The 14918-nt window shown below is 50.0% G+C and carries 5 protein-coding genes; 4 read left to right on the forward strand and 1 reads right to left on the reverse strand.

Annotated elements, in window-relative coordinates; genetic code table 11:
* Window positions 1-34 precede the first annotated feature (34 nt).
* Entirely contained in the window at window positions 35-5623 is a 5589-nt protein-coding gene (locus tag V5T82_RS13510) for an RICIN domain-containing protein (protein WP_332896183.1), read from the forward strand.
* Window positions 5624-5653: 30 nt separating this feature from the next.
* Complete coding sequence (locus V5T82_RS13515) at window positions 5654-5866, forward strand: SH3 domain-containing protein (RefSeq protein WP_332896184.1); 213 nt, start codon at window positions 5654-5656, stop codon at window positions 5864-5866.
* 108 nt (window positions 5867-5974) lie between these two features.
* On the opposite strand, the gene V5T82_RS13520 is transcribed toward V5T82_RS13515, so the two are convergent.
* On the reverse strand, window positions 5975-7042 hold the full coding sequence (locus V5T82_RS13520; RefSeq protein WP_332896185.1) for a helix-turn-helix domain-containing protein: 1068 nt from the start codon (window positions 7040-7042) through the stop codon (window positions 5975-5977).
* A gap of 525 nt (window positions 7043-7567) precedes the next feature.
* Between V5T82_RS13520 and V5T82_RS13525 the strand changes: the two genes are divergently transcribed.
* On the forward strand, window positions 7568-12760 hold the full coding sequence (locus tag V5T82_RS13525) for a ricin-type beta-trefoil lectin domain protein (protein WP_332896186.1): 5193 nt from the start codon (window positions 7568-7570) through the stop codon (window positions 12758-12760).
* Between the two features lie 182 nt (window positions 12761-12942).
* Window positions 12943-14892, forward strand: coding sequence for a secretin GspD/PilQ domain-containing protein (locus V5T82_RS13530; RefSeq protein ID WP_332896187.1), 1950 nt, complete (start codon window positions 12943-12945; stop codon window positions 14890-14892).
* Window positions 14893-14918 lie beyond the last annotated feature (26 nt).

Below are 14918 nucleotides of genomic sequence, written 5' to 3' on the forward strand. Positions count from 1 at the left end.
AGTTTCCGGGCAGAAATATTGGGGGGGGGGTACCTTGAAAAAATATCGCAGTTGGCATGGTTTCGTTACGCAGTTTATGGCGGCAACCCTTACAATTTGTTTTGTTGGGTTAAGTGATGGTAGCCCGGCTGAGGCAGCTGAAGAGAAACTTCAACTTCGGCTTTTGGGGTCTGAATACTGTGTCAAAGTCGGGTCGAAGACCAACCGACATAAATCTAAAGAGCTGTTGTTTGTCGATTGCAAAGACCCCAAAACAAAGGGCTTTGTCTTTAACAATCAAAAACAAATTTCTATCGGCGGGAAATGCGTCGATCCACAAGCTGAAAATATTGTGTGGTTGCACAACTGCGATCTCCATGAAGGCAAAGTTTTTGAGCCGAAAGACAACAAACTTTACAACCCCTACACAAAAACTTGTCTGACGCCCAATGGTGACCCAGCGCTCAAGGCAACCCGATTGGTGGTTGGCCCCTGTGATAAAGCTGCCGATATGTTCTTGGGGCTGGAGCCCATAGCGTTGTCCAACTTAGGCCCAGAAATCCCAGCCGACCAACGTGCTCAGATCGCTATCGCTGGAACGGGGCGCTGTCTGGCGCTCGGGACGGAGCGCAACAAATTGGGTGCGCTCAAGGTCACATTGGGAGACTGCAAAGACCCTTCCACCCAACTTTTCGGTTTCTACAGAAACAACATGCTCTTGGCCGAGCGCAAATGTCTCGACCCGCAAGCAAACGACGTGCTGTGGATGTATGACTGTTCTGATCATGAAGGGAAAGTTTTCACCTTCCAAGATGGGAAGTTGATGGCCAAGGCGTACAACAAATGCGTCCAGCCTGACGGCAAGGCGACACAGAAGAATGTCGGCATTAAGCTTGGGTCATGTGCAAAAGCGCCTGAGATGATCATGGGGACTGAGGCCGAAGCTTTGGCCAAAGTGATGAACGTCAAAGCCAAGGAATTGCCTAGCCTCGGGGCCATGCCTTTCTTTGTCTCGCAAAAGGGAAAAGATTATCACGCTGGTCAGGTGCGTTTCCTTGGTCACTTGACGGATGCGGTGGTCTTCCGTCCGCAAGGGGCCAAACGAAACATTCTAGCACTCATGCCCAACAGTCTTGGGTTGCAAGATTTGATTGTCGATTATGATAAGACGGCGTTTGCGAAATCAAAAACGGATGATCTCGTCTTGTTTGTTGCCTTAAAAGGAACGGATGCAAACAACGTTGCGATTGATCGCCTTCCGGAACTCTTAAAAGAGCGCTTGAAAGCGTCTATGGGCAACACCCGTAAATTTTCCATATCTCCCGGACTATCTTATTTTGGAAGCTTTGAAAACGGGAACAACGACCTTACTAAGCTCTTATCGCGCTTAGGTGTGCGTCAGAAGTCACATCAAATGTGGGGAATGTTGTCCCCGCTCTTTGTTGTGGCGGATCACCGCAACGAAGACGCTGCGGCTCAGCTTTTCAAAACCAAATCTGATAAGTTGATTGGCGGCCAAGATTTTCGCATCGCGTTGAATAAATTCGCCATTAAAGAAACGGAAAAAGCCTTGGCATTTAAAGAAGCTGCCTTGGCGTTTACCTATGATCGACCAGCCCGTTTGCAAACCTATGCCACACTGACTGCATTGGGCAAAAAATTCGCAATGCCGACGAGCATCGAATTTCTCGACAATGATGTATGGCGTTTGAGCGGACAATCGCAAGAAACATGGAAAGGTGCCTTGGGCTTGCGGATGGTGAACCTCAAGGCCGTTGGCTTTGAGGGTGAAGTTAAAGGGTCTGGAAGAGACCGCAAAGCAGAGCTGTCGCTTGTATCTTCGGGCGATATGCTGGGCTTGCCATTGGGCGACAAGCATCCCATGGCGCTGACTTCTAAGGGTGTCACCGATATTGAGTTTAAGACCAGCGGAACACTTCCGGCGGGGAAAATACCTCTTCTCAAAGATATCCCTGGCGCCAAAGAATTGGTGTTTCAGAATTTGGTGGTGGGCAAGCGTGCCATATATGGTGAGGTGGCCTGGGATCGGTTCAAAATGAAAACCCGCGCCGTCATTATGAAGAACAAGGTGGGCGGTCAGTCTGTGACCTCTGTGGTGGTGCGAGGCGAAGATCTGAGCATCGGCAAACTTATGCCAAAGGTACCAGAGCCCTTTCGCAGCATTAAATTTCCACATGCTGCCTTGTTCATCAGCAACAAAGATGCTCCACAAGCTTTAAAGGTGGGGGCATTGCCGAAAGTTGCGCAAGATATGCTCTCAGATATTGCAGGTGGGCCTGATGCTGGGGCACCGTTGATTGAAGGCTTTGGGATCATGGGGGCGCTTACGCCTGAGCACATCCCCAACCCTCTCAGAGGGGTTCTCAAAGACCGTTTGGGAGTCTTCAACTATGTTGACGGTCCCCTGATGGTCATTGGCGGCATTGAGGGTTTGTTGGGTAAATCTCCTCCAAACATGGTGGTGAAGGCAGCCCTGCCAGCATTTAAGTTTCCGAAAGGAACCCCGCTGGATAAGGTCGTGAGTTTTGACAAAGTCGGCACCGATTTCTTCATCAAAGTTCAGATGTACACGGGCATCATGATGGCAGGTGTGGGCGGTGATATGACCATCACTGTCCCAGAGCTGGGTGATCCCAAAAAATCTGACAAGCTGAAGATGCGCGGTGAAGTGATCGGGAGCTTAGATGCTGTATCCGTGGCTGGATCTATAAAAGTTGCGGGGATCATGGATGGTAAGTGGAACAAGCCATTTGGTTTGAATGACAATCTTTCTATTGAAGATCCAGCATTTGTCATTGGGTATGACACGGAAGGTTCCGTCGAGTTTGGTGTCGGCGGCAACACGACGTTTATGACCCAAGGGGGTAAGAAGCCTGTCGATCTAAAAGGCGACTTCCTGGTTAACATCAATTTCTCCAGCAGTTATCCCATCCCCAAAAAGCTTGGTGTGGTTTTTGAGGCTAACGAACTGAGCCTCATCGGTTATATGGAAATTGCTGACTCTTTGTTCAGAGGCACCCTAACGGGCCCCATGGCAAAAACGGTGATCAAGGGGTTGCCGCCAGCAGAACGTAAAGTGGCCGAAATTCTTCAGGCGGAATTGAAGAAAAACCAAGGCTCTCTCTATACGGCACTGAAACTTGATAAAATTCCAATGCCGTTCTTGGTCTACAAAGATATGGAACTTATGTTTGCAACGCCGGGGGCTTACATCCCGGGCCGTGAAGATACGCTCAACACCATGGGGGCAGTCATCGCGGGCAAGGCTGAGGTTCTGTTCAAAGGTAAACGTCACAGAATTGGTGAAACGGATAATCGGCTGACCCTGCGGGATGGCTTTAAACTTCATACGGAATTGGCTGGGTTCGAGCTTGGCCCAATTAAGCTGTCTGATTCGAAATATCACGCCGTCGCAAATCTCACGGAAATGCCAAAGGTTGAAGCTTACTTTAAGGCCAAGCTCTTTGGTGCGCACAGCGAGTTCGACGGAAAAATCACCCCATTGGTGACGACGATCAAGTCGCGCCAAGACTTTGGGGACATCTTGCAATACAACCTCAACGCATATGCTCGCCTGGACAAACCGCAAAGCTTGGAAGACATTTTCAAAGCGGCAAAATTCCGTTTGGCCAGCGAGTTGAGTGCTGACCCGGGAAAATGGATTCACAATCAGGGCCAAAAAGAGGTTAAGCGTCTCTTTGCGGGACTGAACGGCCTCAACAGCAAGGTGGCTTCGGATTTAGATGCGGCTAAACGGGAAGTGTCTAAGCTTGATAAAACCGTGGAAGCCATGCGCAACCAAGTCCGCAATGAACGTCGTTCCGCCACCGATAAGTTGGCTGATGCGCAACGCGACGTGCGTTCTCTTATGAATAGGATCAACAACCTCAATCGCTGGATTCAGAGCGAAGAGCGAAACATACAATCGTGCAATCAAACGATCCGCATTTGTGCTTTTGGAATTTGCAAAGATTGGGCTGACCTGGTCAAGCGAAGTGCTTGCCACGTGCGTAACATCGATCCCATCGCAAAAATTGCCGCGTTCCGGGCTGAACAAGGTCCGTTATACGTGGCCATGGAATCAGCGAACGGTGTTTTGGAAGCCATCAAGCGAGGGACTGACTTCCTGCCCATTGATCTTGATCCACGGGTGTCCGGGCCAATTGCCGCACGGGATGTTGCCATGGTTGCTTTGGATGGTGCCAAGTTGGCCAACAAAGGGGCTTCGGTTTTCAATCAGCTTTTGGAAAAGCAGCTATTGAATTTGAAGAACCCGGATATTTTTGCTCTGGAAAAAAGTCGTATTCGCGGTTCCCTGCAAGATGCATTGGATGGCGATCCGGTCCTGATCGAGCTGAGCTATCGTAGTTTTGGCGATCGTTATAGCGAACGGATGGCGTTGTCCATGTATGACCACAAATACAATGCTGAACAAATGTCGACGTTTGCATTGGGACTGGTCATCAAGCCGATCTTGGATGATGCCCGCAAGGGCGGATTGGTTCCGCACTTCATGCTCAACGAGCTGGAGCAGCTTTACATGAACCGCAAAGCTCAATCCGAAAAAGAGGCATTGAAGGTTATTCAAAAGACCGGAGACATCCAAGTGGCCTCGTTGGAGGAGGGGGGCTCCATATCCAGTGCCATTGACACTGTGCGTCAAGCTCGCTTGCAAAGCGAAAAGGAAGCTTCCGCACGCATGGTTAAGATGCGCACCAATATCATTGGGTATCGCAACAAGTACGCGTCAGGAATTCTCGAAGAATTTGGTGAGGGTGCTAGATTGTTGAGTCTGCGTTCGCATTCCGAGGATAAGTCCGCACCTCGAGATATGTGCCTGGAATCAACGGATGATAAGAACCATCGCGGCGCTTCGAAAGTCATCTTTACAGAATGTGCAGATAAGCCCAGCCAAATTTTTGTTATGGACCGCAGCGGTGAAGTTCATGACATCACCGGGCGCTGTCTGGATATGCAAGAACGTGACGAAGTGTGGATGTACACTTGTACAGGCCACCCAGGCATGCGTTGGGAAATTTCAGGGGATCATAAGCTATACAATCCTCATACACGGAGATGCTTGCGTGGCATTGGCGCGCCCATTAAAGAAGGCACACAAGCCGAAATCGATAAGTGTACGGACCGTTCCGCTGACGCAGTTGATGTCCGCAAGCGCCTGGCTGAAGTGAAAAAACGGCAAAGTAAATATGGCCGTAGCGCAAAACTCCTTGAAATTCGGACCCAAACCAATGACAAGGAAATTCCTCAACAGCTCTGCATGGAAACAACAACGGAGCGGAACCACAGGAAGGCTTACAAAGTGATTTTCACGGAGTGTAACTTCAAAGAAAATCAAGCTTACATCATCGATCCGGAGGGAAGAATTCGCGATCAAGGTGAATACTGCCTTGATATCCAAGAAAATGATTCACTGTGGATGTACACCTGTACGAGCCATCCTGCGCAGATCTGGAAACTTGAAGGTTCGTACCTCAAAAATAACGACACAGGTGCTTGCGTTCGGGCATACGGCAGCACGATTAGAAATGGTGCAGATGCGGAAACACATTACCGTTGCAATACCGATTCTGCTGTCGTAAGGCCTATGGAAATCAAATATTAAAGCTGAACGCTTGAATTGGAGAACCTTAAAATGAAACGCTTACTTATCGCCACTGTCGCAGTGCCCATGGTCTTGTGGACCACGGCTTCGTTTGCACAAACGAAAGTTTCTCAAGACGAGATCAACATGTGTCTTGAGACCATTGCGCAAATGTCGGGCGGGACCCCGCCAGAATCGGCCGTAAAGCTGTGTAAAGAAGGCAAAATTGAAGATGCAATCGCCATGGCTATGACTGGCGGTTGAGGCGTGCAGGGCTTTAAACCACAGTCAGTTTTTTGAGTGAAATTGGAGCCGCGTCACGAACATGTCCCCAAAACTGTAACGGTCCTCAAAGTATATTGGTTTAAAGCATTAAAGTTGATTTGGACCTTGGGATTGCAGCCTAAGTATCCATTGGTCAAAACCTTCGCCATTCTCTGCCCCAGCTTTTGACCACGGGGAGTTCGTTTCGGCAATCCTGTTGCGCAGGTAACCTGGTGGAATGTGAAAGTGTTGGCGGAATGCCCGGATAAAAGATACATCATTGGAGAAACCACAGTCCCATGCGATGTCGTAGATGGATGGTTTGTGGTCGCTTGGCTGAAGGATCATGGCCAAAGATTTTTCTAGACGTTTTTGGCGAATGATGTTTGCAATCCCTTCTGTATGTTCAAACATCTGATAGAGCTTCGAGCGTGACATTCCAAACTCTTTCGCAATTGTTGTCGGGCTCAGACGCGAATCATGCAGGTTGAGTTCAATGTAAGATTGGATAGCACGGCGTTTTCCAAGGTGGTGGTGAAGGCTTTCATCTTGCGGGTGTGTTGCAACTGTATTGAGATGGCGTGTGAGGGTGTCGATAAATATTTTGGAGATGTCCTGCCCGATCTTTGGCGTCATCGAGCCATTTTTTGAAAGTGGGGCCACAATACATTGACGTATGATCGTCGAAAGCGGGGATGAGGCCGGCAAAATCCGCATGTGGTGATCATCGGGATCATCTAGAGCGTCTTCGATCATGTTGCGCGGTACGACCATGGTGTAATCCGCAAAGTTCGTTGTATGGCAATAGGTCGGTCGTGCAAGGTCGCAAATCAGGATTTCACCTGACTGCAACTGATGGCTATCTTGGCCATTTTCAAAATGAATCGTGCCTTTTTCGAACCATTGCACAAGATAGTGTGTTAGGCCATTTTTCGCCAATTGATAGGATTGGCGGTTAAACGTATGTGCCGTGGTTTGGGTATGTGACATCATCAAATCACCAACAATATGGGATTGAACACTGGCGCGAAAATTCGCACGCAATTCTGGTGTGACGTCAATGTCAAACATGCAGCCCATGCTCGCTTCCCAGATTTCAAAGCGGTCGTTTTGCGGTAATTCGTCTACGGAAAAATAGGATGCGGACGCGTGTCCATTGGGTTCGTCGTGCGACATTGTTTAACCTTTTAAAGCCCTTATGAACCTATCTGGCACCCTCAACGATAAAAAATTATGGACAGATTGTATAGTTTTGCGGAATCATTTGCTGCATTTTCTGTGTAAATTTGCATACCGGGAACGTGATATATGGGCTTTAGGGTTTACACGCAGGGAAAGCTGCAGCCGAAGTAGGCTGCATTTATTATGGGTTTTACGCTGCTTTTATTTAGCAGTGTGAACCATGCTTTTGCTGCGGATTTAGGAAAGTTACAGATTCATATTGGTGAGAGCGGGTATTGCCTGAAAATGGGCAAAAAAGAAAACCGCCATAAATCCAAAGAAGTCGTCTTTGCGTCTTGCCAAGACCCTGACACGCATGTTTTTGCCTACAATAACGTTAAACAAATCACTGCCCAGGGGTTGTGTCTTGATGTTCAGGCCAACAATATTTTTTGGCTACACAATTGTGGGTTTCACAAAGGGAAAATTTTCGAACTCAAAGATGGGAAGTTCTATCTTCCAGGGTATGATTCGTGCTTGATGCCCAAGGGCACACCCGGCGCGCGGGATGCAAAAGTGATCATGGGGGATTGTGCCAAGGCCCCGGGGGTCGCGCTCGGTGACTTTAGTGATCGCGCGCCCATCAAGCTCGCCGCAGCCAAGCCACATCAAAAAGCACCTGGCGGGCAAACATTTCAACCGTTGCGGCCAAATCCTAAAGACAAACGCCTGGGCCGTCTGGAAGTTTCGGATAGCGGACGATGTGTCGTTGTCGGGCGTGAAAAAAACGAAAACAATTCACATCTGCTCACGGTGATTGATTGCGAAGACGCCAACACCAAGGCGTTTTATCACAATGAGAACGGTAACATTGAAGCGCATGATGCCTGTTTGGATATTCAACGCGCAGGCATCCTTTGGATGGCAGGATGTGACGGCCACGCCGGAAAAGTGTTCCGACATTTAGACGGGCAGCTCTATAACCCCAAAACACGCCAATGCGTTGGGCTAGATGGGGATGCAAAGAATGATGGTGTTCGCCTGAAGATAACAGGGTGTGAAAGCGCTGTTGCATTTACGTTCAGTAAAGATAGCGCACCACTGGCAAAAGTGATGGGTGTTCGGTCGTCAGATTTACCAAGTCTTGGCGATATGCCGTTTTACCTACACGAGCAGGGCCGCAATTATGTCACCGGCCAAGTTAAATTTTTGGGGCGTTTGACAGACGCAACGGTGTTTAAGCCAGCAGGTGCAACAAAGTCCGTATTGGCTTTGATGCCGCATGAAATCGATCTGAGCGAACTGTTCCCTGGCTTTGACAAAACAGTGTTGGCTGCCGGTGTCGTGCGCAACTTTGTCTTTATGATTGCGCTTGAAGGAACGGACGCCAAAAATATTGATGTGAACACGCTGCCCGAACAACTGCGCGGTACGTTGAAAAGCTCATTTGGCGATTCGACGCATTTTAGTGTCCCGTCAGGCCTGTCGTATTTCGGCAACTACATCGGCGAAAACAATCGTTTGGCCGGTTTTGTTAAGCCGTTGGGCATCAGTTTGGGTAAACACCAAATGTGGGGCTCGTTATCCCCGATGTTTGTTGTTGCGGATCATACATCTTCGGCTGGACGCGAAAGGCTCTTAAAAGAAAAAGCAGATGCCTTGATCAAAGGTCAAGATTTCCGGCTGTCTTTGCCGTCTCCCAAACTTCCGGGGCTAGACCCGGTGTTGAAGCTTGGCCAAAATGCCATTGCGATAACGCAAGACCGCGCTCCGGTACTTTTCAGCAATGCTGAATTGAAACTACCTGGAAAGAGCATACCCCTCACAGGGCGTATCGAAAGCGTAGAGAACGGTTGGGCCATCAGCGGGCAATCCAATATCAGCTGGGATAAGCCCATGGGCATTCCGTTCATCAACATGGAAAATATCGGCTTTAAAGCCACCTTGGGGAAAAACAAGACCGTCAAGTTTGCTTTGACCTCAACCACGGAACTGGGCGGTCAAAAGTTCAACACCGAAAATGATTTGGTGATTACGAAAAAAGGCATCAAAGATTTTAACGTCGGCTTTAAAGGCGAAGTCCCGATTACGCGCTTGCCAGGGATTGACAAGATTCCAGGCGTTAATGAATTAAAACTGTCAGACTTGCGGGTCGGCCTCCATGCCAGTACCGGCACCATCGAATGGCAACGCTTGGGCCTTAAAGGTCAAGCCGTACTGATGGAGCATAAGGGAGCATTTACAGTCTTGCTCAAAAGCGATGGCCTTTCAGTGGGCAAGCTTTTGCCGGCGGCACCGTTCCCGTTCAATTCCATCAATTTCCCAAAAACAGCCTTGTTCTTAAGCTCCAAGACATTGGAAAAAGTTATGATATCGGAGCTGCCAAAACCGGCACAAGCTTTGTTGACCGACTTGGTTGCAAGCCCCAAGGAAAAGGCTCCCATCTATAACGGTGTAGGCATGATCGCCACATTAACACCAGACAATATCCCTCAACCTCTGCGCGGATTGTTGGTGGATGACATTGGTGTGTTCGAACAGGTGGATGGGCCGTTACGGCTGGTGGGCGCGGTTGAAAATTTGTTTGGTAGCTTGCCGGACTTGGTGCTCAAAGCCAACATGCCGGGCTTTAGTTTGCCCAAGAACCAACCTCTGGCCAAAGTCGTCAATTTTGACAAAGTCGGCGCAGACTTCTTCTTGCGCGCAAAACTGTCGGCAGGTGGTGTGTTCCAAGCCGGTGTCGGTGGTGAAATGACGGTGTCCGTGCCGGAAGTCGGCAACCCGCAAAACATCAACGAACTGCGCATGCGCGGTGAAGTCATGGGCAATGTCGATATTGTTTCTGTCGCAGGTTCGGTCAAAGTCGCAGCTTTCATGGATGGGCGTTGGGACAAGCCGTTTGGCATCAACGAAAACATTTCCATTGAAGATCCCGCCATCGTTATGGGTGTGGATACCGAAGGTTCTATCGAGTTCGGTGTTGGCGGTAACTCTTATTTCCGAACTCAGGGCGGGCGCGACAGTATTGAATTGAAGGGCGACTTCTTGGTGAACATCAACTTCACCAGCTCCATACCGCTACCGAAGAAATTGGGTATCGCGTTTCAAGCCAATCAGGTCAGCATCTTCAACTATCTTGATATGGCGGATTCCATGTTTAAGGGCGTGTTGACGGGCCCGATGGCGCATGGGCTGGTCGAAATCTTGCCGCCCCCCCAACGCGACATTGCCTTGTTCATGCGCAAAGAAATTGCGCAAAATGACACGTCGTTACGTAGCCTGCTGCAGATCGACAAACTGCCATTCCCATACATGGTATACCGGGATGTGGAACTGTTCTTTGCCACGCCCGGGGCGGTCATTCCAGGACGTGGTGAAACCTTGGATACCGTCGGAGCCGTCGTTGCCGGTGAGGCCGAACTGCATATGCAAGGCCATGTCCACAAGCTTGGTGAAACGGAAAACCGCATCACACTTAAAGACGGATTGAATTTGCGCACCGAAATCGCAGATCATGAGTTTGGTCCCGTGGCTCTGACGGATTCGAAATTTCATGCCGTGGCCAGCTTGACGGAAGAACCGAAACTTGAGTTCAAATCCAAAGCACGTTTATTTGGTTCGACCAGCGACGTGGACATCAAAATCAAACCGACGCTCACCACCATTCGTTCCGAACAAAACTTTGGGGACTTGTTGCAGTTTGACTTTAACGCTTTTGCCGGAACCGAAAGCCTGACGGACTTAAACGATCTGGCGAACGCAGATTTCCGCATCAGCAGCGAATTGAGTTCCGATCCGGGTGAATGGATCCGCACGACGGGTGTCAGTGAAGTACAGAAAATTTTCGACAGCCTCAACCACTTAAATCGTAAAGCGGAAGAAGATCTCACACATGCACTAAACGAGGTCAACAAGCTTAACGACACCATCGAGGCCATGCGCAATCAGGTGCGCACCGAACGGCGTGATTCCACAAAGAAGTTGAGCGATGCACAGGCGGAGGTCCGGACACTGCAAAACCGGATCAACAGCCTGCATTCGTGGATCGGACAGGAAAAGTCATATATCGAGAACAACTGTCAAAAGTGGATCGGTCCCATTTTCGATGTGATTGGCAGTGGCATATGTGCTGCGGGCCCGCTGGCGAAAATCACCGGTTATGGAACGGAACTTGCCGCTCTCGAAGTTGCCAAAGAAACGGCTGACAAGGTTCTCGAGGCCATCAAGCAAGGGCACGATTTCTTACCGATTGATATGGACCCGCGTGTCACGGGACCTATGGCTGCACGCGATGTGGCGCTTGTCGCGTTGGATACAGCGAAACTGGCTGCCAAAGGTGCGACAGCTTTTAATTCTCTTGTGAAAGATGAGATCGCCAAATTGCAAACGCCGGACATCTTTGCGCTGGAAACCAGCAAGGTCCGTGGGTCGTTGCGCGAAGCCATCGGTGGTGAGCCTGTGATCGTTGAGCTGGCCTATCGTAGCTTAGGCACGTCCTACAAAGAACGTATGGCTCTTTCGATGACGGACCCGGATTTCAATCTGCGTCAAATGACGACCTTTGCATTTGGTCTGGCGATTAAACCGTTTTTGGATTCCGCGCGGCAAGTTGGGGTTATTCCACACTTCATTTTGGACGGTGTTGAGCAGGAGTACATGAAACAACGTGCCCAACTGGATGCTGCATTCCAGAACGCGGCAAACACAAATGGTGTGGACTTGGACAGTGATGTTGTTTCTGCCTCGATCTCCAACCAAATCCTCAATCAACGTGAAGCACGCCAAGCCGCAGAAGTGGCTGAGCGCGAGCGTTTGATGAATACGCAAATTGTCAGCTTGGGTAATCGCACGCAGCGCGGCCTTGAGGCGCTGGAGAAATTTGGGGACGGGGCAACGTTGCTGAGCATCCGTACACATGCGGAAGATTGGGATCGTCCCTATGACTTGTGTTTCGAATCCACCACCGAAACCAACCATCGAGGTGCAAACAAGGTGATCTTCAACGTATGCGAAGACAAGCCAAGCCAAATTTTTGTCATGTCCGAGGACGGTTTGGTTCACGACATCGCCGGGCGGTGTTTAGACTTCCAAGAAGAAGGTAAAGTCTGGCTGTATGATTGCACGGGCCACCCGGACATGCATTGGACCATCAACGACAATCAGCTCTACAATCCCAACAAGGGGCAATGTCTACGTGCGGCGGGCGCGCCCATCAAACCCGGAATGTGGGCCGAGGTTGATCGCTGTCAGTATCGCTCCGCCAAGGTCGTCGATGTGCGCGAGCGCATAAAATTCATCAACTGGCGGCTCAGTGAGTATGGTTCACAGGCACGCATGTTGGAGATCAAAACACAGACGTCCAGCTCAATCCCCCTGGAACTGTGTATCACCCGTGCACAAGCCCGCGCAGAAGACCCAAACTATGAGCGCGTGGACTTTCGTCGTTGCGACTATTCGTTCCAACAGACTTTCATTCTCACAGCGGATGGCGAAATTCGTGATCATTCCCGCAACTGTATGGGGTTTTATGACCAAGACCTTCGGTTGGGTCTGACGAGTTGCTCTGGCCATCCCAACCAGAAGTGGCAGTTGCGCGATGGGCAACTATACAACCCTCACCGTCAAGAATGTGTCCGTGCGTATGGCCATCCGATTAAAGAAATGGGTGATGCAGAAGCCGATCCGTGCTCGCGCTTTTCAGCGCTCGCGAACGATATCATGATTAGGTACTAAGTGGTTGATAATTAGTGATATAATTTTTCGACGGGTAGATAAATTGTTGAAAAAAATGAACGAAACGTCGGTTGCGAATAATGTGATAATTGGCTACAAAGAGGGAGAGTTAACAGGTGTTTAATCGCTGACGAGCGTTGACCGAGTGCTGTCGACATCTGTTGAGGGAAAATGGGCATAAAATGACGAAAAATTCAAACATGTTAGGCTGCGCTCTGCCGGTTAAAATCGCGGGCGCTTTTTTGATGGCGACGATGTTGTCGTCGTGCCAGACCACCGATTTGTTTGCGGCAATGGAGGCTCCGGGCAAGACGTCGGAAGTGTCGCAAGCCAGTTTCGCGTCCATGGTCGACATGCGCACCGTCAACACCGAGCCGCGCAAACACGCCCTCAAGGGACTTGAGGCGTTGGAAGACGGCGATCTGGAAGACGCCCAGTACAACTTCAATCTGGCCGTAAAAATGGACATTCGGAACTCGCACCTGCAGTTCTTGAATGCGCTGACGTATCACTTACAAGCGTTGAATGGCCGTGCGGAAATGTTCGAATTGGCCCAGACCGGCTATAAGTTGGCCGAACAGTTCGGGCCGACCAATTGGATGGTGCCGTTTTATGAAGGTCTGTTGTTTAAGGACATGAAGAACTTCGGCCAAGCACAAGACTCATTTGCCCGTGCATTGTTGTTGAACCGTACCAACCCAGACACCCTCTACCATTTGGCGGAAGCATCGTATTACGCACGCGATATCGAAACCGCGTCAAGTGCGTTGCGCCAACTGTCCCAGCTGGACCTCAGCGAAGAAGAGTTGGGCCGCATGGCCGAGGTCTATGCCATCGTGAGTGCTGGTGAAAACAAACCGGCACAGGCCACGGTTTATCTGGACACGTACCTCGACAAGGGTGGGGATGAGCGTCGCGCGAAGTTTATCAAACGCCGTATGCAAGAATGGACCGACTTTCACCAGCGCGCACAAAACCGCAAGAACCTAAAGCTGGCGCAGTTCTCCTTCGATGAACCGGCTGAACCGCCCGCCCCATCACCGTCCCCGGCTTCGCCTGTCGAAAGCTCACCGTTTGGCGGATTTGGTGGGGACAGCTTTACAAGCCCTGCTGCTCAAGAGGTGGAAAGCGAAGAGAACGAACTGCAAAACGCTATGGTTGCCGTTGATGTCGTGATCATTCGCACGGAAGACGACAACAGCACATCCAAAGGTGTGAACTTGCTGTCCGGCTTGAAAGTTCAATTTGGCGACCCACTGTCGGGTACAGCGGCCATCGGTTATGATTACTTCAAGAAAAGCGATTACATCGACACCACCAACACCGATTACACTCGTGCGATCACGCGCTCCATCAGCATTCCGTCGGTGACGTACTCCTTGAACATCGCCAACGCCCAAGATGGTCGCAACGAAATCTTGGCACGTCCGACCTTGGTGGCCATGTCCGGCGAAACGTCTGAGTTCTTTTCCGGCATGCAAGTGGCTGCGGCTGCCGTTTCATCGGGTGAAGGCGATAGCGTTTCCGTTGACAAAGAAATCGGTGTGAAGCTCGGGATCACGCCGGAAATTTTGGATGACGGTTATGTCCGTTTGGACGTCGAAGCCGAGCGCACCTTTTTGACCCAGCCCAGCAGCTCTGTCAGCTTTACCTACCGCTTGGACACCACAAAAACAAACGTGAACGCTGCTGTATCTATGAAGTTCGGTCAAACCCTCATCTTGGGTGGTTTGAGCGAGCGTGAACGTGAAAATGACCGTGACGGTGTTCCGTTCTTACAAGACATTCCCATTGTTCAGTATCTGTTTTCAAAACAGACCACACGCGATTTCAACAAATCTGTTCTGATCTTGATCACGCCGCGCCGCAGTTTGCCGGTTGATCAGTCACCGGAAGAGTTTGAAAAAACCATTTCAAAGTTTACAGAAAATGAGCGCACCATCGAACGGCTTTCTTATGAATTTCGCGATTGGTTCCAGCCCCGCCCGAATGTGGACAGTATTTTCAAGCACATGCAAGGCAACGACCTGTATCGTGAGTTCCGCGAAGGCGATTTCCCCATGGAAAGTTGGCGTGGAAAGAAAGGTCACATTCAGCGTCTGTTCAGCGTACTGGAGTATCTTTACTACTGATCACAAACTCTGAACCGTCGTGGTGT

It is taken from the genome of Magnetovibrio sp. PR-2, from assembly GCF_036689815.1.
In the GTDB taxonomy this organism is placed as follows: Bacteria; Pseudomonadota; Alphaproteobacteria; order Rhodospirillales; family Magnetovibrionaceae; genus Magnetovibrio.